Origin of the sequence: Rhizobium sp. AN80A, from assembly GCF_030053015.1 — a bacterium.
GTDB classification, from domain to species: Bacteria; Pseudomonadota; Alphaproteobacteria; order Rhizobiales; family Rhizobiaceae; genus Rhizobium; species Rhizobium metallidurans.
Map to the genome: position 1 here is coordinate 86,838 of NZ_JASJPX010000002.1, position 25,501 is coordinate 112,338.

At 58.8% G+C, this 25,501-nt stretch carries 22 protein-coding genes and 1 pseudogene; 14 read left to right on the forward strand and 9 right to left on the reverse strand.

Going from position 1 to position 25,501, the window contains the following annotated elements; translation table 11 throughout:
* Positions 1 to 63: 63 nt before the first annotated feature.
* The 8 genes from P3R82_RS06820 to P3R82_RS06855 all read left to right on the forward strand — a co-directional run bounded on the left by P3R82_RS06820 (position 64) and on the right by P3R82_RS06855 (position 11,255).
* On the forward strand, positions 64 to 1,965 hold the full coding sequence (locus P3R82_RS06820) for a potassium transporter Kup (RefSeq protein WP_111564677.1): 1,902 nt from the start codon (positions 64 to 66) through the stop codon (positions 1,963 to 1,965).
* Between the two features lie 932 nt (positions 1,966 to 2,897).
* Entirely contained in the window at positions 2,898 to 3,737 is an 840-nt protein-coding gene (cyoA, locus tag P3R82_RS06825) for a ubiquinol oxidase subunit II (protein ID WP_283193557.1), read from the forward strand.
* Positions 3,727 to 5,730 (forward strand): cbb3-type cytochrome c oxidase subunit I, encoded by a 2,004-nt coding sequence (locus tag P3R82_RS06830; protein ID WP_283193558.1) that lies wholly within the window; start codon positions 3,727 to 3,729, stop codon positions 5,728 to 5,730. Before cyoA ends, P3R82_RS06830 begins: the two co-directional genes overlap by 11 nt.
* Positions 5,727 to 6,392 carry a cytochrome o ubiquinol oxidase subunit III gene (cyoC, locus tag P3R82_RS06835; RefSeq protein WP_283193559.1) on the forward strand — a complete coding sequence of 222 codons (666 nt, stop codon included), beginning with the start codon at positions 5,727 to 5,729 and terminating at the stop codon, positions 6,390 to 6,392. The genes P3R82_RS06830 and cyoC overlap by 4 nt, the downstream gene beginning before the upstream one ends.
* A complete protein-coding gene (gene cyoD / locus P3R82_RS06840; RefSeq protein ID WP_111564673.1) occupies positions 6,389 to 6,787 on the forward strand; it encodes a cytochrome o ubiquinol oxidase subunit IV in 399 nt (132 codons plus the stop codon). Before cyoC ends, cyoD begins: the two co-directional genes overlap by 4 nt.
* Positions 6,788 to 6,897: 110 nt before the next feature.
* The gene (locus tag P3R82_RS06845) at positions 6,898 to 8,178 is read left to right on the forward strand and encodes a sodium:proton antiporter (RefSeq protein ID WP_283193560.1); all 1,281 of its coding nucleotides are present in this window, start codon (positions 6,898 to 6,900) and stop codon (positions 8,176 to 8,178) included.
* A gap of 170 nt (positions 8,179 to 8,348) precedes the next feature.
* Positions 8,349 to 10,748 carry a membrane-bound PQQ-dependent dehydrogenase, glucose/quinate/shikimate family gene (locus tag P3R82_RS06850; RefSeq protein WP_283193561.1) on the forward strand — a complete coding sequence of 800 codons (2,400 nt, stop codon included), beginning with the start codon at positions 8,349 to 8,351 and terminating at the stop codon, positions 10,746 to 10,748.
* A 213-nt stretch (positions 10,749 to 10,961) separates the two neighbouring features.
* Complete coding sequence (locus P3R82_RS06855; protein WP_111564670.1) at positions 10,962 to 11,255, forward strand: hypothetical protein; 294 nt, start codon at positions 10,962 to 10,964, stop codon at positions 11,253 to 11,255.
* A gap of 193 nt (positions 11,256 to 11,448) precedes the next feature.
* On the opposite strand, the gene P3R82_RS06860 is transcribed toward P3R82_RS06855, so the two are convergent.
* The 3 genes from P3R82_RS06860 to P3R82_RS06870 form a co-directional block, all read right to left on the reverse strand.
* Positions 11,449 to 13,722 (reverse strand): FdhF/YdeP family oxidoreductase, encoded by a 2,274-nt coding sequence (locus P3R82_RS06860; protein WP_283193562.1) that lies wholly within the window; start codon positions 13,720 to 13,722, stop codon positions 11,449 to 11,451.
* A 75-nt stretch (positions 13,723 to 13,797) separates the two neighbouring features.
* Positions 13,798 to 14,727: a cation diffusion facilitator family transporter gene (locus tag P3R82_RS06865; RefSeq protein WP_283193563.1), complete on the reverse strand. Its 930-nt coding sequence runs from the start codon at positions 14,725 to 14,727 to the stop codon at positions 13,798 to 13,800.
* Position 14,728: 1 nt separating this feature from the next.
* Positions 14,729 to 15,463 (reverse strand): DUF4396 domain-containing protein, encoded by a 735-nt coding sequence (locus P3R82_RS06870; RefSeq protein ID WP_283193564.1) that lies wholly within the window; start codon positions 15,461 to 15,463, stop codon positions 14,729 to 14,731.
* A 273-nt stretch (positions 15,464 to 15,736) separates the two neighbouring features.
* Here P3R82_RS06870 and P3R82_RS06875 point away from each other — a divergent pair, with 273 nt between their 5' ends.
* Positions 15,737 to 17,092 carry a chloride channel protein gene (locus P3R82_RS06875; RefSeq protein WP_111564666.1) on the forward strand — a complete coding sequence of 452 codons (1,356 nt, stop codon included), beginning with the start codon at positions 15,737 to 15,739 and terminating at the stop codon, positions 17,090 to 17,092.
* 189 nt (positions 17,093 to 17,281) lie between these two features.
* Entirely contained in the window at positions 17,282 to 17,830 is a 549-nt protein-coding gene (locus P3R82_RS06880) for a hypothetical protein (RefSeq protein ID WP_283193565.1), read from the forward strand.
* Positions 17,831 to 18,115: 285 nt separating this feature from the next.
* On the opposite strand, the gene P3R82_RS06885 is transcribed toward P3R82_RS06880, so the two are convergent.
* Positions 18,116 to 19,249, reverse strand: a complete 1,134-nt coding sequence (locus tag P3R82_RS06885) for a DUF2254 domain-containing protein (protein WP_283193566.1) — start codon at positions 19,247 to 19,249, stop codon at positions 18,116 to 18,118.
* Here P3R82_RS06885 and P3R82_RS06890 point away from each other — a divergent pair.
* Positions 19,248 to 20,205, forward strand: a protein-coding gene (locus tag P3R82_RS06890; RefSeq protein ID WP_283193551.1) for an IS630 family transposase whose coding sequence is annotated in 2 segments (ribosomal slippage) — positions 19,248 to 19,589 and positions 19,591 to 20,205 — 957 coding nt in all. Because the reading frame shifts where the segments join, the coding sequence is not laid out codon by codon here. The genes P3R82_RS06885 and P3R82_RS06890 overlap by 2 nt on opposite strands.
* Here P3R82_RS06890 and P3R82_RS06895 read toward each other — a convergent pair.
* Complete coding sequence (locus P3R82_RS06895; protein WP_283193567.1) at positions 20,202 to 20,438, reverse strand: DUF2254 family protein; 237 nt, start codon at positions 20,436 to 20,438, stop codon at positions 20,202 to 20,204. The genes P3R82_RS06890 and P3R82_RS06895 overlap by 4 nt on opposite strands.
* 165 nt (positions 20,439 to 20,603) lie before the next feature.
* Between P3R82_RS06895 and P3R82_RS06900 the strand changes: the two genes are divergently transcribed.
* The 3 genes from P3R82_RS06900 (at position 20,604) to P3R82_RS06910 (ending at position 22,551) form a co-directional block, all read left to right on the forward strand.
* A protein-coding gene (locus P3R82_RS06900) for an IS5 family transposase (RefSeq protein ID WP_283192853.1) occupies positions 20,604 to 21,366 on the forward strand; the annotation gives its coding sequence in 2 pieces (ribosomal slippage) (positions 20,604 to 20,935 and positions 20,934 to 21,366; 765 coding nt in all).
* A 239-nt stretch (positions 21,367 to 21,605) separates the two neighbouring features.
* Positions 21,606 to 22,046 (forward strand): MarR family transcriptional regulator, encoded by a 441-nt coding sequence (locus tag P3R82_RS06905; protein ID WP_283193568.1) that lies wholly within the window; start codon positions 21,606 to 21,608, stop codon positions 22,044 to 22,046.
* 88 nt (positions 22,047 to 22,134) lie between these two features.
* On the forward strand, positions 22,135 to 22,551 hold the full coding sequence (locus P3R82_RS06910) for a hypothetical protein (RefSeq protein ID WP_283193569.1): 417 nt from the start codon (positions 22,135 to 22,137) through the stop codon (positions 22,549 to 22,551).
* 86 nt (positions 22,552 to 22,637) lie between these two features.
* Here the strand turns inward: P3R82_RS06910 and P3R82_RS06915 are convergent, their stop codons facing one another.
* From P3R82_RS06915 to P3R82_RS06930, 4 genes and pseudogenes are all read right to left on the reverse strand, one after another.
* The gene (locus tag P3R82_RS06915; protein WP_283193570.1) at positions 22,638 to 22,940 is read right to left on the reverse strand and encodes a hypothetical protein; all 303 of its coding nucleotides are present in this window, start codon (positions 22,938 to 22,940) and stop codon (positions 22,638 to 22,640) included.
* 92 nt (positions 22,941 to 23,032) lie between these two features.
* A complete protein-coding gene (locus P3R82_RS06920) occupies positions 23,033 to 23,290 on the reverse strand; it encodes a hypothetical protein (RefSeq protein WP_283193571.1) in 258 nt (85 codons plus the stop codon).
* Between the two features lie 771 nt (positions 23,291 to 24,061).
* Positions 24,062 to 24,550: an invasion associated locus B family protein gene (locus P3R82_RS06925; protein WP_111564660.1), complete on the reverse strand. Its 489-nt coding sequence runs from the start codon at positions 24,548 to 24,550 to the stop codon at positions 24,062 to 24,064.
* Between the two features lie 685 nt (positions 24,551 to 25,235).
* Positions 25,236 to 25,475: pseudogene (locus P3R82_RS06930) on the reverse strand (DDE-type integrase/transposase/recombinase); the annotation flags it as partial.
* Positions 25,476 to 25,501 lie beyond the last annotated feature (26 nt).

Consider the following 25,501-nt stretch of genomic DNA (forward strand, 5'->3'; position numbering starts at 1 on the left):
AAGATTTTTTGACATCCTCGCCTGAATCGCAACCTGGCGTAAAACTGACAGAAAGGCCGCCCAGTGTCTCAATCAGAGCTGCGCTCAGAAGATTCGGAAGTAGAGCACACCAAGCATGGCGGTCTGCCCGCACTTGTTCTGGCAGCGCTCGGCGTGGTCTACGGCGATATTGGGACCAGTCCGCTTTACGCATTCCGAGAGGCGCTACACGCCACGGCAGGTAGTGGTACCCACCGTGACAACGTCCTTGGCATCTTGTCCCTCATGGTCTGGGCACTGACGATCGTAGTGACGATCAAATACGTGACCTTTGTCTTGAAGGCCGATAACCGGGGTGAAGGCGGCACGCTCTCACTGATGACGCTCGCCCGCGGGAGCCTTCCCCGGAGGTCCGTCTGGATTCTTGTACTGGGCGTCGCGGGCGCGTCGCTGTTTCTTGGAGACGCCATCATCACGCCCGCGATCTCGGTTCTGTCCGCGGTCGAGGGCATTCAGATCGTTGCACCGGGTTTGTCGAAATGGGTGGTGCCGATCACGCTGGTGATTATTGCGATACTCTTTTTTATCCAGCGATTTGGCACGGGCGGTGTCGCGGCCGTGTTTGGCCCGATCATGGCTCTCTGGTTCCTCGTGCTGGGCATCAGCGGTGCCATCCATATCCTTGATGACCCGGCCGTACTTTCGGCGACTAACCCGGCTCACGCCATCACATACGCGGTACAAAACATCGGCATCACCATCACGGTCCTTGGGGCGGTCTTTCTGGCGGTCACTGGCGCTGAGGCGCTATACGTGGATCTCGGGCACTTCGGACGCCGTCCGATCGTGTTGGCATGGTTTCTGATGGTCTTCCCTTGCCTGCTGCTTAACTACTTCGGTCAGGGTGCATTCGTGCTTGCGAACCCTGGGATGTCCGATCATCCATTCTTTGGTATGCACCCGGACTGGGCCAAGCTGCCGATGGTCTGCCTTGCTACTGCCGCAACCGTCATCGCCAGTCAGGCCGTGATTTCGGGCGCTTATTCGCTTGTCCGCCAGGCCATGCACCTCAATCTTTTGCCCCGCCTGCAGATCCTGCACACGTCGGAAACTCACTCCGGCCAGATCTTCATGCCGCAGGTGAACTCGTTTCTGTTCATCTTTGTCGTGGCCCTGGTACTATATTTCAGAAACTCCAGCGGGCTTTCCGCTGCCTACGGCATCGCCGTCACTGGTGAAATGCTCATCACATCGATCCTGCTATTCGTGGTGATGCGGCACATCTGGGGTTGGAAGCGGAACAGTGCGCTCGCCGTGGTGGCGCCATTACTTCTGATCGATCTCGGATTCTTCGCTGCGAACGTTGCGAAATTCGCGGATGGTGGCTGGGTTCCGGTGGCGGTCGCCTGCACGATGGGCCTGATCATGCAGACATGGATGTCCGGACGTCGACTTCTGTCAGCCCGCACGAAAGCGGATGAGATCCCGCTGGACGCAATCATCAAGAAGTTGGCGCACAAGAAGCCACCGACCGTACCCGGCACGGCCATCTTCCTCACGAGCGACGTTGAGGGAGCCCCAACGGCCCTTCTCCACAGCCTGAAGCACTACAAGGTACTACACGAGCAGAATGTGATCCTCAGCGTTGTCACCGCCGCGACACCGTTCGTACCTGATGACGAGAAAATTTTCCTGGAGAGCTTCAATCCGCTTTTTAGCCGCCTGGTTCTGACGTTCGGATACATGGAGACGCCGAATATACCCCGCGCGCTTGTGTTGGTACGGAGGCTCGGTTTCAAGTTCGACATCATGTCGACGTCGTTCTTCCTGTCCCGGCGCACGATCTTGCCGTCGAAGAAGGGCGGAATGCCGTTCTGGCAGGATCGCTTGTTCATCGCGCTCGCGCAAAATGCTGGTAACGCGACCGATTACTTCGGCCTGCCGTCCGGCCGGGTGGTGGAACTCGGTCTGCAAACGACGATTTGAACGAGCGGAGTTGGCGACCGCATGTAGGGAAACGTACGAGACCGAACGGTCGGCGCTGGCGGCGCTTACGCTAAACCTTGGGGATGAGTTGGAGGGCCCGGCAAGCGCCAATGTGTCGCGGGGTCTACCATCGAATGGTTTCGCTATTAGATTCTAACGATGAAAATCACCAATACCCAGATCTTCCTGATGGCGTTCGGGGCTATCGCCTTAATCGCTGCTCTGATGATCAGCACCCTGTTCCTCGGCCATACTGTGGCTCCGCCGCCAGTTTAGCCGGTATCGAGATGTGAGTCAGGGACGGCTCACGCCTGAGTGGAAGGTTGAGAGGATGTGAGCCCGGCAGGAAGTGACAGGCTCAGGTTTGCCCTCCAATTAAATCCCTTGCGCTAGCTATATCCGCCATCTGCTCTCGGGAAGCTGTAGTAAAAGGTCGGGGCGCGCGTGACAGACCGTTCAAGCGTCTTCTGTCTTCCCGGTAGGTCCACCTGCTGCAAGCGTCCGTAGTGGCCCTACGGTGGGCCCTGACAATCGCGGGAGGATTTATCATCGCTTTCCCTGTCCTGTTCCTCCGCCGCTATATTCATGCGGGAACTAACTCGTTCCTGGCAAGTTCGGCTTGGGCTCGCGTTGCCTGGCGTTTAACGCCTTCCCTCGCGTGGGGAGCGAAAGCAGGAGTAACTTAAGCGGGAGGGGAAATGCGTGAGTACCCAAAGCGATCTGGCGCCACGTTTTGCCGATTGTATCACGGCATGATATGTGTGGGCATGAGGGCGCGAAAATAAAAGCAAACCGGCTATGGGAATTTAACGCTCACCGCTTTCACGCAAAATGCCTACGAGGCGCAGCATGTTTGGACGAAAAGTGGTAGATAAATGTGTGCGTGAAGGAGCTTGGCTCTCAGTTTGCATTCCGTCCGCAGTCCTCAGCGGATGCGCCGGTCCGAGCGTGCTTTCCCCCATGGTACGGTCGCTGCCGCCAACCGCGCCATCATGCTCAACTCGCTGGGCGTCATGCTAGTGATCGTCATCCCCACGATCGCCGGTGTCGGCCTGTTTGCCTGGTGGTTTCGCGCGTCCAACAGCAAGGCGCGGTACAGGCCAAATTTTGCGTTTTCCGGCCGTCTGGAACTGCTGATCTGGTCGATCCCCTTTCTGGTCATCCTGTTTCTGGGCGGGATCATCTGGATCGGCAGCCATCAGCTCGATCCGTACAAGCCCCTTGCCTCTCAGAAGAAGCCGCTTGAGGTCCAGGTGGTGTCGCTCGACTGGAAGTGGCTGTTCCTCTATCCCGAGCTGCAACTTGCCAGCGTCAACGAGCTGGTGGTTCCAACCGGCACTCCGGTGCATCTGTCGCTGACGTCAGGCAGCGTGATGAATTCCTTCTTTGTGCCGCAGCTCGGAAGCATGGTGGCGGTCATGTACGGTATGGTGACCCAGCTTCATCTGATGGCCGATCGTGACGGCGACTTCTACGGCCAGTCTACTCAGTTCAGTGGCCAGGGTTTTGCTGATATGAATTTCAAAGTGCGCAGCGTGTCTCCCGCCGCCTTCAGCGCGTGGACGACGTCGGTCCGGCAGTCGGGCGGTTCGCTTGACCTGAAGAGCTACCAGGCGCTCGAGGCGCCCAGCCAGAACGTGCCGCCAACCACTTTTGGCCAGGTGGATCCGGCACTCTTCGCCAGGATCGTCAGCGGCGCGCCGGACAATTTGCCGGCACATGCGCGGCATTCTTCGACCCGGGGTCGGGAGGCCGCAAGCATTGCTCGGTAAGCTTAGCTGGTCATCGCTCCCTCTCGATCAGCCCATTCCGCTGGTGGCGGGCTCGAGCATCCTCCTACTCGGGCTGGCGCTGGTGGTTTGGGTCGTGGTCAAGGGCTATGTTCCCTATCTTTGGCGAGAGTGGATCACGAGCGTCGACCACAAGCGCATCGGTGTCATGTACTGCGTGCTGGCGCTTCTGATGCTGCTTCGCGGCTTCGTCGACGCCATCATGATGCGCTCGCAGCAGGCTATTGCCTACCAGTCGCCAGGATATCTCCCGCCTGAACATTTCAACCAGATTTTTTCCGCGCATGGCACGATCATGATCTTCTTCGGGGCCATGCCCTTCATGATCGGCCTGATGAACTTTGTCGTGCCGCTGCAGTTGGGTGTTCGGGATATCGCTTTTCCCCGGCTAAACTCGATCGGCTTCTGGCTGACGGCCAGCGGCGCGCTTCTGGTCAATGCCAGCCTGCTGATCGGAGAATTCGCGCGCACCGGCTGGCTTCCCTACCCGCCGCTTTCGGAACTTCAATATTCGCCGGATGTGGGGGTCGACTACTATCTCTGGGCAATCCAGATTTCGGGTCTCGGAACGCTGATGACCGGCGTCAACCTGGTTACCACGATACTGAAGACACGGGCGCCGGGCATGAGCTATCTGCGAATGCCAATGTTCTGCTGGACGGCGCTCGCGACTAATCTGCTGATCGTCGCCGCCTTTCCGATACTGACCGCCACACTCGCCATGCTGACGCTGGACCGCTATCTCGGCTTCCATTTCTTCACCAATTCCGGCGGCGGCAACATGATGATGTTCATCAACCTCATCTGGGCCTGGGGACACCCAGAAGTCTATGTTCTTGTGCTACCCGCCTTTGGGGTATTCTCCGAGATTATCTCGACCTTTTCCAGCAAGCCGCTGTTCGGCTATCGCTCCATGGTCATCGCCACGATGTTTATCTGCATCGTTTCCTTCACGGTCTGGTTGCACCATTTCTTCACGATGGGTGCCGGCGCCGACGTTAACGGCGCCTTTGGCATCGCAACGAGCATCATTGCGGTCGGAACAGGCGTGAAGATCTACAACTGGATGTTCACGATGTATGGTGGCCGCATCCGCTACGAGACGCCCATGCTGTGGTCGGTCGGCTTTCTGGTGACCTTTACGATAGGCGGCATGAGCGGTGTCCTTCTTGCGGTTCCGCCGGCGGACTTCGCGCTCCACAACAGTCTCTTCCTCGTCGCTCACTTCCATAATGTGATCATCGGCGGCGTGCTATTCGGCGCCTTTGCGGCAATGACGTTCTGGTTTCCAAAGGCCTTCGGCTTCAGGCTGGACGAGCGCTGGGGCAAGTGGGCCTTCTGGCTCGCCTTCATTGGCTTCTACGTGACCTTTGTGCCACTTTACATCACGGGGCTTGAAGGGATGACACGACGCCTGCAGCATATAGAGGTGGCTGCGTGGTATCCTTGGCTTCTGGTCTCTGCCGCAGGGATCGTCATCATGATGGCGGGTGCGGCGGCGCAGCTTATCCAGCTCATCGTCAGCATCCGCAACCGCGAGGCTTTGCGTGACGAGACCGGCGATCCGTGGAATGGGCGATCTCTTGAGTGGGCGACGCCATCTCCGCCGCCCGCCTTCAATTTTGCCGTGCTCCCGGATGTGCGGGAGCAGGAGCCTTACTGGGCGATCAAGCAGCGTGCGATCGAACAGCAGGACCTCGGTCCAGCACCGACGTATCAGCCGATCGGGATGCCGGAAAACAGCTCAGTTGGTTTCGTGACTGCCGCTTTTACCACGGTACTCGGCTTCGCGCTGATCTGGCAGATTTGGTGGCTGGTGATTGTTGGCCTGGTGGCGGGCTTTGTGCTCTTTGTCATATTCACCTGGATGGACCCGCAGGAACGAGAAATCAGCGCCGAAGACGTAGCCGTCGCCGATCGCCGGCGGCGCTCGGCCCGAGAGGCATGGCTGGCGCAGCAAGGAGAGGCCTCGTGAGTGAAGCGGATCTCTTTGCAGGCAGGGAGGATCCTTACCGCGTCGGCCGCGGAGGCGGCAACGCCAAGGGCGCGACCGGTCATGGCGAGGGCGGGCCTTCACCGAAGAAGACCGTTGCCAGCTATGGCTTCTGGATCTTCCTCCTGAGCGACATCATTATGTTCTCAGCATTTTTCGCGACCTATGCTGTTCTGGTAATCCGAACGGCGGGTGGGCCAACGGGCGCGGAACTGTTTGAGCAGCCCAGAACGGCTGCCGAGACGGCCTGTCTGCTGTTTTCGAGTTTCACAGCCGGCATGGCTGCGGTTGCGGCCAAGCGTGAACAAGTCGCGGCAAGCGAGATATGGCTGCTCGCCACGGGCGTGCTGGGTGTCGGCTTCCTCTTTCTGGAGCTCGGCGAATTCGCCAGCCTGATCGCGCAGGGCGCAGGCCCACAGCGCAGTGCTTTCCTGTCCGCTTTTTTCGCGCTTGTCGGATGCCACGGCCTGCACGTGTTCGGCGGCCTCCTCTGGCTCGGCACGATGATGGCCCAGATCCTCGTGAAGGGCTTCAGGCCACAGATCCAACGGCGGCTCGCCTGCTTCAATCTGTTCTGGCATGCGCTTGACATTGTTTGGATCGCGATTTTTACGCTCGTCTACCTCATGGGGATAAAGCATTGACCGACAGTCGAGACGCATCGACCCAAGGCGCCAAGGAAAAGGCGCCCGGCGAAAAGGCGCAGGGCAACGACGGCGACATCACCAAGGGAGCTACCAGCTATGTAATCGGTCTGGTGCTGGCCATGCTGATGACCGCTGCGTCCTTTGCCGTTGCGAATGGATGGGCATTCGTCTGGCAACCGGGTATAGGAGCTGCTCTCATCGCGCTGGCGGTGGGGCAGATTGGCGTTCATCTCGTGTTCTTTCTGCACCTGACCACTGGTTCCGACAATACTAATAACGCGCTGGCGCTCGCGTTCGGGACGCTTGTCGTGATCCTGATCGTAGGAGGCTCGCTCTGGATCATGCATAATCTCGATCAGAAAATGATGCCGACCATGCCAACCATGCCCTGAGAACGAGGGAGGATTGCGACGGCGCGCCTCCTTCCGCTAACCTCGGATTATCATGAACCTCCCGCCCATCTCTTTTCCGGCCGGGAACCGCAGACCACTCGGGGGCAACTGTGTCGATCTTTGAGCTTTCTGCCATTCTCTTAAGCCTTTCGGCCGTGCTCGGCTGGATCAATCACAAATACCTGCCGATGCCGAACACGATCGGCCTTCTGGTGATGAGCGTGGCGGCATCGCTGATCCTGGTCGCGATCGATGCCGCCTATCCCGGGCGGCACTTCTTCGAGCCGCTGACCCAGGCCATGCTTCGTATCGATTTTACAGAAGTGGTAATGAACGGGATGCTCGCTTTTCTGCTTTTTGCCGGCTCGCTGCATGTCGATCTCGGCAGGATGCGTGAACGGGCGGCGCCGGTCGCAATTCTCGCCTTGTTCGGGACGATCGTGTCCACCGCAATCGTGGGCGGCGGTTTCTGGCTTCTCGCGAAACTGTTCGGTCAGGACATGCCGCTCGCCTGGGCGATGGTCTTCGGCGCCCTCATCAGCCCCACGGATCCCGTCGCAGTCCTGGCGACGCTCAAGAACGTCAAAGTGCCTGGCGATCTTGAGGTGGAAATGCAGGGTGAATCCTTGTTTAATGACGGGATCGGTATTGTTCTCTTCACCGTGATGCTGCTGTTTGCAACGCAAGCAGAGGGTGACAAGGTCACCGCTGAGTCGGTCCTTAAACTCCTCCTCGTGGAAGGCGGCGGCGGTCTCCTGCTCGGCATCGTCACCGGCGGCATTGCTTACTGGGCTATGCGCCTGATCGACGACTATTCAGTAGAGGTGTTGATCTCGCTTGCCCTTGTCACAGCCACTTATGCCATTGCAGAGCGCCTTCACGTCAGCGGTCCCTTATCCGTAGTCGCCGCGGGCCTACTGGTTGGTTATCACGGACCCCGCAAAGCCATGAGTGATCGTACCCAGACGTATCTGTTCGGATTGTGGACGCTGATCGACGAGATTCTCAATTCGGTTCTCTTCCTACTGATCGGGCTCGAAGTACTCGTCCTAAGATTCGACACGCTATCCCTGGAGATCGCGGCCGTGGCCATACCGCTCGTTCTGCTGGCACGGCTGATCGCCGTCGGGGCCCCCGCACTGGCTGCCTGGTCAAGCGACATGATGTCGACCAGAAACGTGCCGTTCCTCACCTGGGCGGGCATCCGTGGCGGCATCTCCATTGCACTGGCGCTATCCGTTCCAGATAGCCCGGCCAAGCTTGTCATTTTATCCTCCACCTATTCGGTGGTCTTGTTCAGCATCATCGTTCAGGGTCTCACCTTGGGTGCACTCGCGCGGCGAACCATATTTGTCGAAGGGCCTTCGGTGGCTGAGAAGACTTCTCGCTGACTCGCATGTGAAGGCATGTTCATCAGCATTGAGTCTATGCCTCTTTGGGGCCGGGGCGTGCACGTGTTTGTGATGCCCTCTAAGCCTTGCCGCACACGCGGTGCGATTTATATCATGCCATGATGTATATATTGTAGGATACCTAGGCAAAGGCAGAACGGAGCGCTTGGATGTTGCAATCTCGCAGGTCGTCGGAGCACCGCGGTATCTATGTGCTCGTTGTCGCCACAGTCGTCTCACTCATCGGGATCGTTCTTAGTGTCGGCGGTGGCTGGCTAGCGGCGTTGGGAGGGAGCTGGTATTATCTGCTAGCCGGAATTTCGCTCTTCATAAGCTCTGTCCTCCTCTTCATGCACAGGCGCGGCGGTGTGCTCCTCTATGCTGTTATCATCGTCGCCACTGCGGTATGGGCTTTCGCGGAGGCTGGGCTGGACGGGTGGGCCTTGGTCCCTCGCCTGGTTGCCCCATTAGTCCTTTTCACCTTCGTTATTGCGTGCCTTCCCTTCCTCTATCCGCGGACCAGCTGGCGACAGACAATCAGCGGCTTGAGCATTCTTATCATCCTGTCCTTCTTCAGCGGCTTTCTTGTTTACCGGCTAGCGCCGGACCCCGCCGTCGATTCCTTGCCGGTCGTGGCTGCTCGCACCATGGCGGATCCCTCGACCCTGCAAGCGGGCGTCGATTGGCCGGCATACGGTGGCAGCGATAGCGCCCGTCGGTTCTCGCCGTTGGCCGAGATCACGCCCGACAACGTCAAGCATTTGAAGAGAGCGTGGGTAGCGCATACCGGCGATCTTCCAAGCGAGCAGGCAAAGAACACTTATGGCGCCGAAACCACGCCGTTGAAGGTCGATGACTCCCTCTACCTCTGCACCCCGAAAAATATCATGCTCGCTTTGGATCCTGCGACGGGGAAGGAAAAATGGCGTTACAACCCGCTCGTGCCGGACGAAAGCATTCCTTATACGGCGGCCTGTCGTGGTGTCGCGTTCTTCAAACAAACCGACGCAAAGCCTTCCGACGTCTGTGCAGAACGCATTATCGAGGGAACGCTGGATGCCAGGTTGATTGCCGTCGATGCGAAGACAGGAGTGCCGTGCCCGAATTTCGGCCGTGCCGGGACCGTGGATACGACGGACGGCATAGGCCAGCACGATCCTGGCATGTTCTCGATGACCTCTGCACCGACAATCGTGCGGGGTGTAATCGTAGTTGGACATCAAGTTTTGGATGGTCAGAAACTTGATGCTCCGTCCGGCGTCATTCAAGCCTATGACGCGGTCTCGGGCGCGCTGCGCTGGACATGGGACATGGAGCGGCCCGACAATAATGGCTTGCCTCCCGAACACGAGACTTACAGCCGTGGTACCCCTAACATGTGGACGACGGCCTCGGGTGACGAACAGCTCGGGCTCGTATACCTGCCTCTCGGCAGCGCTGCGGTCGATTATTGGAGCGGCGCCCGTTCCCCCTTGGAAAAGCAATTCTCTACATCTTTGGTGGCCATTGACGTTTCGACGGGCAAACCGGCATGGCATTTTCAGACGGTGCACAACGATGTCTGGGATTACGACCTGGGCTCGCAGGCGACGCTTGTGGATTATCCGACCGAGGCGGGACCGGTCCCCGCGCTCGTCTTGCCAAGCAAACGTGGCGACATATTCGTGCTCGACCGCAGAACCGGGAAGCCGCTCGTTTCGGTAGAGGAAAAAGCGGTGCCAAAGGGCGGCGTCGAGCCCGATCAACGCACCCCAACCCAACCCTTTTCCACCTACCATAGCCTACGCAAGCCGGATCTCACGGAGGCGAAGATGTGGGGCATGTCTCCAATTGACCAAATGATCTGCCGGATCCAGTTTCGCCAGGCGAGCTATGACGGCATCTTCACTCCGCCAACAAGTAATCGCCACAGCATTGAATATCCTGGCTATAACGGCGGCTCCGATTGGGGCGGGATCGCGATGGACCCGCAGCGCGGTGTGCTGATTGCCAACTACAATGACATGCCGAACTACAATCGGCTGGTCCCCAGGGCTGAAGCCGACAAGCTGGGCTGGGCGCCGCGCGACCAGGCCCGCGGAAAGATCGGTGGAGCCGAGGGAGCGGGAGATCCGCAAGCGGGTGCGCCCTTTGCGATCAACGTCAATGCGGGCTGGCGTCTCCCCGTGACAGGGCTTCTGTGTAAGGAGCCGCCGTATGGCGGCATTCGTGCCATCGATTTAAAAACTGGCAAGACGCTTTGGGATCGACCGCTGGGAGAGGCACGCACCAATGGACCCTTTGGCATTCCGTCGATGCTTCCAATCACCATTGGTACGCCAAATAACGGCGGCTCCGTGGTCACAGCAGGTGGCCTGGTTTTCATTGCGGCTGCGACCGACAACCTGATCCGTGCAATTGACATCAGAACCGGTAAGACCCTTTGGACGGATAAACTTCCGGCTGGCGGTCAGGCGACGCCGATGACTTACGAGATCAATGGGAAACAATATCTCGTCATCATGGCTGGCGGGCATCACTTCATGGAAACACCGGTCGGCGACGCGGTAATTGCTTATGCGCTCCCATGATCTGCCTGTCGGCGGAAACAGTCGGGTTGGCGCCTCGCTTATCTGGTTTCCGGACGGCCCGTTCAGTCACTGTTTCGTTCGGTCGGTATGTGGCGGAGGAAGGACGTCCGGCTTGATGAAACTCATCTTGGGACAATCTCCTCGTAGGCTGCCTCCCAGGACCGGGCGGAACCGGCGCCTTTCAACTGAATTGAAAACCAAAAGGAGGAAACGATGAAACAGGTCCCCACATGGTCGGCCTCATTCAGTATCGCCACGCTTGTTCTGTCAGCGGCATTTGCACCGAGCGCGGCATCCGCGGAAGATGCAAAGCCTGCGGTAGAACAGGACTGCAATCTGCCCACTGGGCAGCAGGACAACGCAAAGCTCAGCAGCAAGCTGGATAACTGCAACAGCGTTCTGAAGCCGCCTAAGGTTGGCGATAACGAGATTGTGGCGCCGACCCCGCATACAGGCACGATGCCGGTCGTGAAGCCGGGTGAGCTTCCGCCAAACAAGAATCCCTGACCTTGATGAGGTCGCGTGGTGATGGCCGTTGGGCCATCGCCGTCCGGTGCCATCGGCTGGAGGCAATCCGTCCTTTTCTTAAGTTGCGAAACAACACAAGGCCGCTGCCGGGTAGGGCCGAGAGCGGCCATGTTTTTCGAGTCAAGAGCCAGCGGCAACGCATCGGGTTTGCCCCATGCGTCGCCGGTTCTGTTCAGCCTTCAATGCGCACCGGAACGGACTTGGCGGCTGGAGTCTTAGACAGCTTGTCATAATGCGATAGCGGGATCAGCGGATTGAGCTCCGGGTAATAACCGCCGAGGCAGCCATCCGGCAGAGCAAAGGGAAGCACCTTCAGGCCGCCAACCCGGCGTTCCACGCCATCTCCCGCATCGCTTACCAGCGATACGACCTGCCCTTCCTGGAGACCCGCCCGCTGCATCTCATCCGGGTTGATCAGAAGGACGTCGCGCGTGCCTTCGATGCCGCGCAGGCGATCGCTATAGCCGTAGATCGTCGTGTTGAACTGATCATTGCTGCTGCGCAGCGTCATCAAGCGATACCGGCCGGGCTTGTCTTCGAACCCGGTCGCTGACAGCATTTCCGGCGCGCTGAAATTCGCCTTGCCGCTCTCGGTCTTCCAGATCCGCTCGCGGGCGCTGTTGCCGCGATAGAAGCCGCCAGGCGTAAACATGCGCTCGTTGAAGCGATGAAACTCCTCCGGATAGGTCTCCTCGATTAGGTCCCGGACCTTGCCATAATCGCCGACCCAGCCGACCCAGTCGACCTTCGGATTGGGCGCGAGCGTCGCCTTGGCCATGCCGGCGACGATCGCCAGTTCGGACAGCAGATGCTCGCTTGCCGGCTTGCGCCTGCCGATGGATCCCTGGATGCAGCTCAGGCTGTCTTCCATGGTGACCGTGTGCGGGCCTCCTTCCTGCTTGTCCTCCTCCGATCGTCCGAGACAGGGCAGAAGATAGGCGACCTCGCCATTGATCAGGTGGCTGCGGTTGAGCTTTGTGGCGATCTGCACCGTCAGGCGCATGGTCTGCCAGGCCTTTTCCATGGCGTCCCGTTCGGGGATGGCGCGCACGAAATTGCCGCCGAGGCCAATAAAGCCCTTCACCTTGCCGGCTAGCATGCCCTCGCAGGCCTCCACCGTGTTCATGCCCTTGTCGCGGGGCGGCTCGAACCCGAACAGGGCTGCGAGCTTGTCCAGCGGTACCAGTTCCGGCTTCTCGGAAATGCCGACCGTGCGCTGGCCCTGTACGTTGGAGTGGCCACGCACGGGGGAGATGCCGGTGCCGTCGCGACCGATATTGCCCTTCATGAGCAGTAGGTTGACCAGCATGGCGATGTTGTCCGAGCCGTGGACCTGCTGGGTCAGCCCCATGCCGTAGACGCCGATGACCTTGTCGGCCTCCACATAGACCTGGCCCGCCGCTTCGAGCGCGGAACGCTCCAGGCCCGACCCGCGGACGATCTCGTCCCATCCGATGGAACGCACCCGCTGCTCGAATTCGTCAAAGCCGCTTGTTTGGCTCTCGATGAAATCACGGTCGAGCACACTGCGCCCTTGTGCCCTGGCCTCGTCGTCCTTGGCGAATACATGCTTGCACAGGCCCATAAGGGCGGCAATATCGCCGCCAGCCTTGACCTGGTGATACTGGCTGGAGATCTGGGTCTCTTTGCCGGTCAGCATTTCCACGGGGCTCTGGGGGTTGGTGAAGAATTCCAGCCCCCTTTCCCGAACCGGGTTGAAGGTGATGATCTTGCAACCGCGCTTGGCAGCTTCCTGAAGCGGATGGAGGAAGCGCGGGCTGTTGGAGCCGGTATTCTGTCCGAAGAAAAAGATGGCGTCGCAGGCCGAGAAGTCCTGGTAAACGCAAGTGCCGACTGAAGAGCCGATGACCTTCTTGAGGCCGACCGATGTTGTCTCGTGGCACATGTTGGAACTATCGGGCAGGTTATTGTGGCCGTAGAGCCGGGCAAAAAGGGCATAGCAGTAGGAGGTTTCGAGGCTCGCTCGGCCCGAGCTGTAAAAGATCACCGATTTCGGGTCGAGTTGCTTCAGCTCTGCGCCTATAGCGTTGAAGGCTTCTTCCCAGGAACATGGCACGTAATGGTCGCTCTCGCGATCATAGCGCATGGGATGGGTAAGGCGTCCCTGCTGCTCCAGATCGTAGTCCTTCCAGCCACGCAATTCCGTTACCGAGTGGTTGGAGAAGAAGTGTGGTGTGCAGCGCAGGCTCGTGAGTTCCCATAGCGTCGCCTTGGCGCCGTTTTCGCAGAACTCGAAAGGATGGTAGTCGGCCGGTTTGGTCCAGGCGCAGGAGACGCACATAAAGCCGCCCGGCTTGTTCTGGCGCCGCAAAGTTTCCAACGCCGCCGGCGTCGCCCATTCCCCTCCAAAAACGGAGGCGACGCCCCTCAGAGAGCCCCAGCCGCCAGCTGGTCCATCATAGTCAACTGTGTCCTCTTTAGACATGAAATCAGGCTCCGTTGTTGATGCTTTTGACGTTCAAAGGCAGTGGTTAGCTGCGTTACGAGAATTCGCCCGTCCTCAGACGATTTCCGTCGAACGGAGCGGGCATGCCTCCGCCGTGGCAGGCGTTTCAAGTTGTAGTGTGGTATGGCGGATCCCGAATGCCTGCTCCAGCTGCCCCGGCAGCTTTCGCAGAAGGCTCTGCCCCTTCTCCATTTCCGAGCAGACAAGATGGGCGCTGAGTGCCGTTTCGGTCGTGCTCAGCGCCCATACATGGAGATCATGAACCTCAATGACGGTCCCGTCCGCTTCGCATAGCTGCTTTCGGATGCTTGCAAGGTCCAGGTTCGGCGGCACGGCGTCCATTGCAAGCATGGTAGAGCCTCGCAAAAGGGACCAGGTTCCCACGAGAATGACCGCGGCGATCAGGAGGCTGATGGCCGGATCAAGCCAGAGCCAGCCAGTCCAGCTGATAAGCAAAGCGGCAAAGATGACGCCGACGGTCACGCCGGTGTCGGCGGCCATATGTAGAAAGGCACCCCTGATGTTGAGGTCCTGCTTGCTGCCTGCGGAGAAAAGGTAGGCCGTGAAGCCGTTGACGAACAAGCCGACCACCGCGACCCAGATCACGGTGGAGGAGGCGACCTGCTCCGGCTCCAGAAGTCTCCGGATCGCCTCATAGGTGATGGCGCCCACCGCAAGCATCAGGAGAATGGCGTTGCTGAGCGATGCAAGGATGGAGCTGCGCTTGAATCCAAAGGTCTGGCGGCCCCATGGTGGCCTTTTGCCGAGCCAAACGGCTCCCCAGGCCAGAACCAGACCAAGCACATCGGAAAGATTGTGGCCCGCATCGGCCAGCAGGGCAAGGGATCCGGAATATAGGCCGAAGGCCGCCTCAAGCATCACGTAAACCAGGTTCAACGCAATGCCGATGGCAAACGCGCGGCCGAAGTCCTCGGGGGATCCATGGCCTCCACCGCCGTGCTGATCGGAATGGTGATGCGCCACGTTACATTTTCTCCTTGATGCCGACCGACACCAGATACCAGTTCACCGGATAGCTCGTAACGAAGCCGCAGATCATTGCAATCTGCATGGCGAACCAGAACTCCCAGCTGTTGACCTCCGCCTTGACGCCGAAGGCGGCCGGGAAGATCCAGAGCTGCAGCAAAGCCATGGCTCCATACATGCCGACCTGCCAGGAAAGCAGGGAGAACGTATCCGCCTTTACAGCCGCTTTGAGCCCTTCCTTTGGCGACAGGCCACGCATGGGAACGATGGCAAAGTACTGAAATGCGATCCCGAGCCCAAATGCGAATATAAAGTCTAGGATCCACACCGCGAACATCTTTTCAGAGAACAGGGTCTGCCAGCCCAAAGCTACAGCGACGGCGGGGACAAGGAACGCCAGCCATTCGGCCACGACGTCTCCGATCATACAGCCGCTTCCGCAGTGCAGCGCCCCTTTGGCAACCATGACAGGAAAGGGCGTGTCCGTCATGCTTGGCATCTTCTCGCCAAGCGCCTTGGCCCGGTGGTGCGCCTCCTGGCTGGTGAGGCGGCCATAGCGATAATAGAGGACCATCAGGGGAAGCGTTCCGAAGATCGCCGTCACAGGCCAGACGACGTTCATGACTGCCATGCGCTGCGGATGCCGCAAGATATCTGAAAGGACGATTACCACCGACACCCCACCAAGGCAGAGACAAATGATCGCGAGAGTATGAAACCAATACGGGAACACTTCTTAGTACCGTCAATGAGTTTTTCTGGTGCTCACCGTCTTCCATGCGACAGACCTCGGCACGAGAAGTGTCGATAACGCGCGCATAATTTACATCATAACGTGATATAATGTATAAAGTTCCCCTGCTTCGAACGCGCTTTGCACAGCGTCCTCCGAGACTCGGATGGCTCAACCCCACCCCCCGACCTGCGCCTTTTTCTTTTTAGGGGTGATCTTCGGGAACCTTTGGCGGTAGAAGACTTCATAACCTGCGTCACGTACCGAGCCGCCATGCCAAGCCGTTACCGCTATTCCAAGCTCCTCCGCCGTTCCCGTGTGATCTGGGGCTCGTTCTCGCTTTGGAAACCACGACTTGTTTTCTGGTGCGGAGCGCTGGCGATTGGCGTGATCAGCGTCGGTTTCGCCAAGCTCGCGGATCTGGCGCAGAACGCATTCGAGTCCGTCACCTCGGCAGGTGAATGGGCTTTCCTGCTGCCACTGGTGTTGACGCCCGTGGGATTCATGCTGTCGGCCTATGTAGCGGCGACGTTGTTTCCGAATTCAGGAGGCAGTGGCATTCCGCAGGCGATCGCCGCGCGGCACTTGCACGAAACAGAAGACCGGACACGGCTCCTGTCGCTGAAGATCGCATTCGGCAAGATCGTGTTGACGGTGCTGGGGTTATTTTCTGGCGCCTCGATCGGGCGCGAGGGACCGACAGTGCAGGTTGGCGCCTCGATCATGCTCGCCGTTGCCCGCTTTGGCGGTATAGGGCAGGCGCGAGGATTGATCTTGGCGGGGTCGGCGGCGGGTATCGCGGCTGCCTTCAACACGCCGCTTGCTGGTATCGTCTTCGCCATCGAAGAAATGAGCCGAACCTATGAATCGCGAGCCAACGGACTGGTGCTGACAGCGGTCATCCTTTCCGGCCTGGCGGCGCTCGGGCTTTCCGGCAGCTACAATTATTTCGGCATGGCGTCTGCCGCGCCGACCGAGCTGCGCGACTGGGGACCGGTTCTGATCTGTGGCGTCGGCGGCGGCGCGCTGGGTGCCGCCTTCAGTGGCTTCGCACTGCATTTCGGCCAAAAGATCCGCCGCTGGGCGCAACCCCAACCGCTAACGCGTATGCTGGCGCTTGCGGCTTGCTGCGGTTTGGCGGTCGCTGTCATCGGCGTTGCATCCGGCGGCACGACCTTTGGCACCGGCTACGAACAGGCGCGCGGAGCGGTCGAAGGCAACTCCTTGCCACTGCTCTTCTTCGTCGAGAAGCTTGCGGCCAGCTTCCTGTCGATGCTGTCGGGAATTCCGGGCGGCATCTTCGCGCCGTCTCTTGCCGTCGGCGCTGGTTTTGGCAGCACCGTCGGCTCCCTGCTCGGCACCAGCATCACCCTTGCAGCAATCCTTGGAATGGCAGGTTACTTCGCAGGCGTCGTACAAGCGCCGATGACGGCCTTCGTCATCATTCTCGAAATGACTGGCGACCACCAGGCGGTGATCCCGATCATGGCGGTATCGATGATCGGCTACGTGACATCACGCATCCTGTCCCGCGAACCGCTTTACCATGGTCTGTCGCGCGTCTTCATCGCGGCGGCCATCCGGGCGCGACGCGCGGCGGAAAAGGAACCGAAGTCAACTCGAACCTGAACGGACGACGACCGTGCGCGACTACACCGACCGGTTCTAACATCAAGAACACGCTCGTTACCTGCAACTTTTACAAACGTCTAAGGACTCTCATAGATGACGACAACTCGAAATATCCGTGTACCGTCATGTGGATCGCTCGCGGTATTGTCATTTTCCTCAGGTCAGAAAATGACTTAATATCACCGCATGATATTTTCAGCCACTGCGATATTCCTGAAACTCATCGGGTTCTTAATTCCTGCCTTCAATCGGCGTCCAGAGGCCGCGATCGACGCTCATGAGCTTGTGGCTGTGAGCATTCTTCTTGACGAGTGGTGCAGGCGTTCGTCAGTCAACCAAGGCGATCCGAAGGCCTATGCCACAATTGCTAGGATCGTCAGGCTCCGAGGGGATGGACGAACCATCGAGGAGGTGCGGTTCGAGATTCTTTCAGAAGCCTCGATGGATGCCGAAGACTTGGACAAAGGAAAAGAGATGCAAAGATTCGACTTGGTGGATAGCAAAACCGCCTCGGCCTATCCGGGGCACGTCATCATCGTTGCTGGCGACGAAGCCGGAATCACTGGTGAACTGGCGGTCAAAGATCAATCTCATCCAGGTCAGGCCGAGCCACTCGAAGCGGCCATCCATCAAGCCTTGCTGGTAAAACAGAGAGACGCATTGCCAATTGCGGTGAAGGACGATCTGGGGCTTTGGCCAGCGAGGCTCGGAGAACTTGTTCCCTGGACCCCTTAGATACGCTGCACGAGGCGACGTCGATCAAAGCGGGCAAGTCCGCGACGTCCGCATCAGTCAACCGTTATCGAGGACGACGCGTTGATTCTTATGGACGCCATTCGGACGCAGGTTCCTGTCAGCAGCGTGACGAGATCGTCTTCAGATCGATAGCAGATCTGTTAAGTGAAGCGCGGCAGTACAAACATTTCGCGGACGTGGTCGGCGGGCTCAACTGCCTAACAGCGAGACCAGTGATCGACGGCGTTCACGTTGAGACGGCATGGACCCTCCTCGCTCTGCCACTCAACTATGCTTGTCGTCTGCGGCGATTGCGGCGGCAGCGGCCTGCAGCCTCTCCATGTCGGCCTCGACCTGCATCACCGCGGCCGCACGGTCGAGCGCCTCCTTCGAATGGCGCACGGCGTTTGCCTGAAATTCCGCGCTAAGTTTCGAAAGCATTGCGAGGGTCTTTTGAAGTCGAAGTCCGACTTCTACAAGGCCCGCGCCGTCGCGGGCGATTGGGGTGAACAGGTCGTCAAACAGGTCGGCTGCCGACAGCGTCGCGACATGGAGCTGAGGATAGACGATTTCGTCAGGTGCCTCGCTATTCGCGTCATGCCACGCGTGGAGAATTCGCATCGCGCGCGAAATGACGTCGATGGCGGTTCCCGGATCGTTGACGGCAGGAGACAAAGCGCGCGACGCAATCTCGGTCAGTACCGACGCTCCGAACCGCGGGTCTTGATCGAAGGAGCGGACGTCGCCGATCGAAAAGCAGGCAGCGGCCCGATCCAGAACATCCTCGCCGACGGCTCCCCGAAGCCATCCAAGCGGCCGGGCCGGCGAGACCAACTTGCCAGGCATCGCGACGATTACCAGGTCGAACTTACTCTCGTCGGCGATCTTTGCGAGCGCCGCTGCATCCAGGTGCTGCACGTAGCCAATCTCATTTGTGAAAAACGGTGTGTCGTCGGTACTGGGCGTAAGACTGTCTCCGTCGAGCGCACTCCCACCGAAGTTCGGGGATTTTCGCGAGGCTTTGACGGCGTCGAGCGTCGCTTCTTCCACCCGACGTGTCGTCTCGGTCACCCGGCCCAATCTGGACAGGTGGTCGATCCATCTTAGAAGGGTCACCACTATGAGCACGATGACGCCGATCGTGACAACGAAGAGAACAACCCGGCCTTGCTCGCCATAGGCGCCCGTGGTCAGGGCGACGATGCCGACAAGGCTGAATAGAAACGAGCCGACGAAGGTTGCCAGCACGTTCTGCGTCGTGCTGTCCTCCATGACGAGCCGGGTCGCGCGAGGCGTGACGTTGTTTGTGGCTGCCGAATACGCCGAGACCATCGTACTAGAGCGTCGGGCAGTTTCTTTGAATCTGACGATTCCCCTGGCTTCGATTTTATGATTCAACATGGCAGGAGGACTTGCCATGTCTCGCGCCTATTCTTCGGACCTTCGCCAACGGATTGTTGATGCGATCACGCAAGGCCAAACGCGTCGGGCAGCCGCTGCTGCTTTCAAAGTCTCGCCCGCCACGGCTGTTCGGCTTAAGCAGCGGGCGGATCGAACGGGCTCGGTCGAGCCCTCCCGGCGCGGTCGGCCCAGCGGCAGCGGCAAATTGGGCCCGGTCCGGGATGCCATTATCGCCAAGGTAGAGGCGCAACCGGATATAACCATGCCCGACCTGGCGACTTGGCTGGTAGAGCATCATGGTGTGAAAGCTGATCCTTCGAACCTGTCGAAGCTTCTTTGCCGGGCGGGCTTCAGCTTTAAAAAAAACACTGCTGGCATCGGAACGCGCACGCGCCGATGTGCGCCGGGAGCGCGATGAGTGGCGCAAACGTCGCCAACCCGCTATGCAACAGAGCCCCGGACGTCTCGTCTTCGTAGATGAGACTTCGGTCAAGACCAACATGACACCACTGCGTGGCCGTAGCATCAAGGGCAAGCGCCTTCAGGCGGATGCGCCTTTCGGCAAATGGCACACCCAAACCTTTGTCGCCGGTCTGCGCTGCGATGGCATCACGGCACCCTTTGTCGTCGATGGGGCCATGGATGGAGCCAAGTTCGACACCTATGTGCGAACTCAACTCGCACCGACGCTTGAACCAGGCGACGTGGTGATCTGGGATAACCTCAACGTCCACAAGAGCCCCCGAGCAGCGGCGGCCATCGCTGAGCGGAAGGCATGGATACTCTTCCTGCCGCGATATTCGCCAGACAACAATCCGATTGAAATGGCCTTTTCGAAGCTCAAGGCACTCTTGCGAAAAATGAAAGCAAGGACTTATGACGATCTCTGGAAAGCCGTCGGAAAGGTTTGCGACCTATTCACGCCGCAAGAGTGCTGGAACTATTTCCGCCAGGCCGGATGCGTTGCACATTAATCGCCCGAGGCTCTAAGGGAGAATGTCGTGACGGTGAGCATGCTTGAAGCGATAATGCCGAGGATGTTGTCGACCGAGTCCGCACCGATCTTCGTCGACAGGTCCGTCGGAATGTAGGGTGTGACGACGATCGCCAGGAGGGCGGTGGCAACTGCCGCGAGGGAGAACAGCGTGGCCCTGAACCAGATCCGCCGCGCCAGAACCGATATCGACCAAATCAAGCGCGAGTTCATGGTGCCCCCTTCTTCGAGACAAGGTCAGATAGCTTCCAGGCATGGAAAGGCAATCGCGCAGGCGCTTCGAGCCTGAAATCGAGCTAGGCTGTGGTGACAAATTAACGATCCGGGATTCCATTCGAGTCGCAAATCAGATTCAAGGCTGACTTTTGGAGGTCGGCGATGGATGGTGAGGTTCTTCGAGATGACCAGTGGGAGCGGCTGAAGCCGTTTGTGCCCGGTGGTCGTAAAGGCAGGCGCGGTCCTCGCAGTGATGGGCGCCGGTTCTTCGACGCGATACTGTGGCTTGCCCGGTCCGGAGCGCGCTGGCGTGATCTGCCGGAAGACCGTTTCGGCCCCTATCAGACGGTCAAACGGCGCTATTACCGTTGGATCGAGCAGGGCATATTCGACCGGATTTTCGAAGCAGTTTCTGTCGATCCGGACATGGAGTGGTTGTCCATCGACGCCACGGTTATCCGGGCGCAGGCCCAAGCCGCCGGCGGGCGGCGAAAAAGGGGGAGCGCAAGCCCAGGCTCTCGGCCGCTCCCGAGGTGGATTTGGCAGCAAAATCCATGCGGTAGTCGATGCACTGGGATTGCCGGTTCGCTTTCAACTCGGCCCTGGTCAACAAAACGACATGGCACCGGCTTGCGACCTTATCCGCGCTCTGCCAGCCAAACAGGTGCTCGCGGATCGCGCCTATGATGCCGACAACTTGCATGACATCATTCTTGATCAAGGCGGCGAGCCAGTCATTCCGCCACGCCGACATCGCAAGCACCAACATGCCTATGATCGCCTTGCCTACAAGCAGCGATGGGGCATTGAGAGCTTCTTCGCCAAGCTCAAACAATGGCGGCGTATCGCAACGCGCTACGACAAGCTCGCCGACAACTTCCTCGGCTTCATAAAGCTCGCAAGCATCATGCTATGGATCAAATAGTTAATTTGTCACCACAGCCTAGAAGGAATCGCTTCGGCGGTTCAAACACGATTTAATTTTCTCGCGACGTCACGAAATTGGCACAGTCTTTTTGCCACCATCGGGAGATTATGGTCCGCGAGTGATCAGCCGACGCCGGCGCTTTGCACCGTCTCCCGCATCGGCCGCACTCGCGGACCGTTCTCCTAGCTTGGTTCGTCATTTATATCACATCATGACGTTTTTGGAAGGACTAATGAATGCCTCGATCGGGACGCCGGACATCCGGCCTGGCTGACGAAGTCTATGATGGCCTCGCAGGCTTCCGGCTCGCCATGAGACGGTTCCTGTCGTTCAGCGACGCTGCGCTCACCGAGGCGGGCGTCACTTCGCAGCAGTATCAGGCTCTTCTTGTAGTACGCACGGCGCCGGGCTGGAAAGTGAGGCTTCGCGATCTCGCTGAACAGATGCTGATGCACCATAATGGCGCGGTCCAGCTCGTTGACCGCATGTGTTTGGCAGGCCTGACAGAACGGATACCCGCTGAAGACGACAAGCGGAGCGTGCTGATTGGCCTGACCACCAAGGGCGAGAAGGTTCTTGAAGCTCTGGCGAAGATCCATGTCGACGGCATGCTAGAGAACGAACCGCTATTGGCAGAATCCCTCTCGCGACTGCGACAAGTGACCGAGCTCGCTTGAACGGCGTCACCATTTTTTGATCACAGCATGATTGACCTCTGCTCTCAAATTTGTATCATGCCATGATATAAACTAGTGGAGAACAGCTATGGAGAATGGCGAAAGTGGCTGGTCGGGATACCGGCCTTCCAAGACTCTTTGGGGTTGGACGATCGTTGGCGCGTCCGCTCTGACGATGGTGCTCGGCTTCACCTGGGGCGGCTGGACGACGTCAGGCAGGGCGAACGTGATGACCGAGATTGCCGTCCGTAACGCCAAGGCGGATCTGGTCGCAAGCATCTGCGTCCATAACTTCGTGAGCGCCAGCAATGCACAGGAAAACCTGAAGGCCCTGCAGGCGAAATCTTCGTGGCAGCGTGACGACTTCATCACCGAAGGGGGCTGGGCGACGGTCGCGGGGATCGACGAGACCGTCACGAATGCGGCCGACACGTGCGCCGACCAACTCGTCAAGATGAAGGAACTGCCGCAGTCGGGAGGAGACGCGCCAGTCACCGACAGCTAGAGTTCAGGTCGGACGTTATGAGATGTCCGGTCCGCGCGAGGCCCGTCCGAAATGATTTCGGGCGGGCCATTTTCTTTGGAAGCCCTCTACCGTCCGGCGCCCATGGCCTCTTGCAATGCCAGCAGTATCTCCTTGGTCATGAGATGTGCCGCCATCAGAACTGCGGGAGACAAGGGTCGTCCATCGCGGGCCTCGCGACAGATCTTGAGGAGGCCGACAAGCTCCACCGGGTTCTCAATGAAGCCATCCAACGCCTCTTGGACGTCCTCGGGAAACTGTGATCTGACATTGAAGGCGACCTCGCCATCCTCGTTCAGCACTCCGCGTTCGATCAGGATGGATTCCAGCCGGCCCAGCCAGAGACCGAGTTCTGCACGTCTGTCGATCATGGTGTCGCCCCCTCCTTCACGCGAAGATACGCATCCCTTCTGGCGGCAAGCCGCGCCCACCCTCGCGAATCGTCCTCAGGTATCCGAGAACGCTACCGATCAGTTTCGGCTGCGGGTTTCGTTATCAGACCGATGACTTTCGAACGATCGGTAACGATCATTTCGGGATTGGCCGTGAGCATGACTACCGCGACGCCGAAGTCGTTCGCGAGATATTGCGCAATCCTCGGTCCGGTGGCCCCGTCGCGAAGGTTGACATCGACCAGGGCGATGGTTGCAAGCGGTGGGAGCCGCTGCACGCTCTCGAAACTATCGGCAATCCCCACCACCTCGTAGCCGGAACTCTCCACGATATCTTCGAAGATCCGCCGCGATTAGCGCGTCGTCTCCACGATCAGACTTCTTCCCAAAGCCATTCGCCTCCCCGTACCGTTCATGCTGCATTCAGGTTGACATTATGCGCGAACAGTTAAAGAATGTCACCACATGATACAAAGGAGCGAACCATTGACCAAGAGCGTCATCCTTTCCGCGGTGTTCGCAAGCTACGTCGCCGTCATGTTTGTTATAGCGTCGATCCCTGGCGAGGCCCCGTCCGAAGCGTCTCAAGCCGCACTGATTATGACGTCGAACTGAACGCCTGCGGAACGTGGACTGGATACGGCGTTGACGGTTGATCATGTCCCATGACGTCAAACTCTTCCTAGCGGGCGTCGCCCTGTTCGTCGCCGCAATCTGGGGCGGCGCGATCTACGTTTTTCTGCATGTATAGCGGTCATCTACATCATGACGTGAGATATAATGTTGCGGTTGGAACTGCCGGGGCGTCGGATCCATTACTCCCTTGAAGGAGTTTTGATCATGCAGCGCTCCCAACAAGAACAGAGTCCTCTCCCATCGGTGAACGAAACCGAGATCGAACCCAGATATGATGTTGGAAGCCTGCGGCGACGCTACGGCATCGGCCGACACGAAGCGGAGCGCCTTCTGCTAAGGTTTGGAAATTCAAGGCACGAACTGGACCTGCTGCTTTCTGGCAAGGGCCGAACCGATTCGCACCGCCTCAGGGAACTCGCGACGCCTGACAGCAAGGCTCCATTCGGGATCGGTTGAGCCCTCCTTCACTTGCAGCGAGCGACGCGCTCCAAAGCAGCCGTGACCCCTGATAGCGAGTAGTCGTAGCTGGTACGCGTTCCTCTAGCCGACGTCGCCTTTAAGGTCATCCGGCTCCCGGATCGAAGCGCGTTGATGAGTTCGGGTTCCTGCGCGGCGTCGGAGACCCAGGCAGTATTGTCCTTTACGAACATCTTGAACTTCTTCTCGCCAACCGATACCTGCACCGGCGAACCGGCCCGCACTGCGTAGCCGAGGATGGCCTCTGGCTCGTTGCCGCCGCCTTTTTCCGCTGGCGCGATGAGGAAGTAATTTCTCCCGTGATCCACATCGGCGGGTCTGGCTTCCTTGGGCACCGAGAGCGCGTAGCACACGGGCTTTCCGTCTCTCTTGAAGGAGTAGACGCCCCAGTCGCCGGTCTGGGAGACCATTCTGGCCGCAGCATGGGCAGTAACCGGCATCGATACGGCGACGAGGAGGCCGGCAAGCTTTTTCATTGTTTTCCTTTCTGAGAGTCGGGTCAGGGTTGGCGACGAACTGTCGAAGGCGAACTACTCGCTCGCTTGCCGCGAATGAACCTGACCTGTTCGGAGGTGACGCTTCCATCAACAACGACGCCTTCCCAGACCCTATTTCCGAGCTGGCAGGTGACCAGGAGTCCGTCGCTCCCGGTCGCGGACGTCGTGGAAACCGATATGAGGTTCTGCAGACGGTAGCGCTGGAATTCTTTCGTCGAAAGTCCCAGGCGGTCCGCAAGGACCTCGTCAGTCGGCAGGGATAGGGGATTGAGTGCATCTGACACGCTGACGAGGTGCTCCGGTGAAAAATATCATGGAATGATATAAATCGTATCGAACCAGTGGTTCAACCCTTTTTTGGAAAGCAGAGGTCCTATGTTTACGCTACGGTCGCTGAACCAGGCGCCGCCGTGACCTTAATCTTGTCTCCGAGAGGGATCTTGAAGGTGCCTCTCAACCACAATCCTTTAGTCAACGACGACTATGGTTCTTAGAGCAGAAGGACGGGTGAGCGCTTCAGTGCGAAGGAAAGGAGATCGCTCAAACTTGGCGCGTCAGCCTGCAAACCGCGCGGAGGGATATCAGCGCGTTGCAGCGCGGCCATCCTCCATTGGATAGTCGCAGCTTGGCGGAAGAATTTGATCTGGGCAGCGTAGCGATTTAGCGGGATCGAAAGGCGGACGGCTGAGAAGATCGAGGCAAATTGTTGCAGCGACCCAATCGAGCTAAATCCTTGCTGGGTTCGTTCACGCTTAGAAATGGCAGATGCAAATTCTCGCGCCTGTTGTTCAGACCTTAATGAGAGCGATGCTCAACGGCGGGCATGACCTGACGGCGGGGCGGCGCTTTAGGATAGCAGCTTGTCGGTGATGATGCGCTTGGCGCCAATCCCTTATTTTTTTAAACCATGTCTCCCGAAAGTGGCTGCCC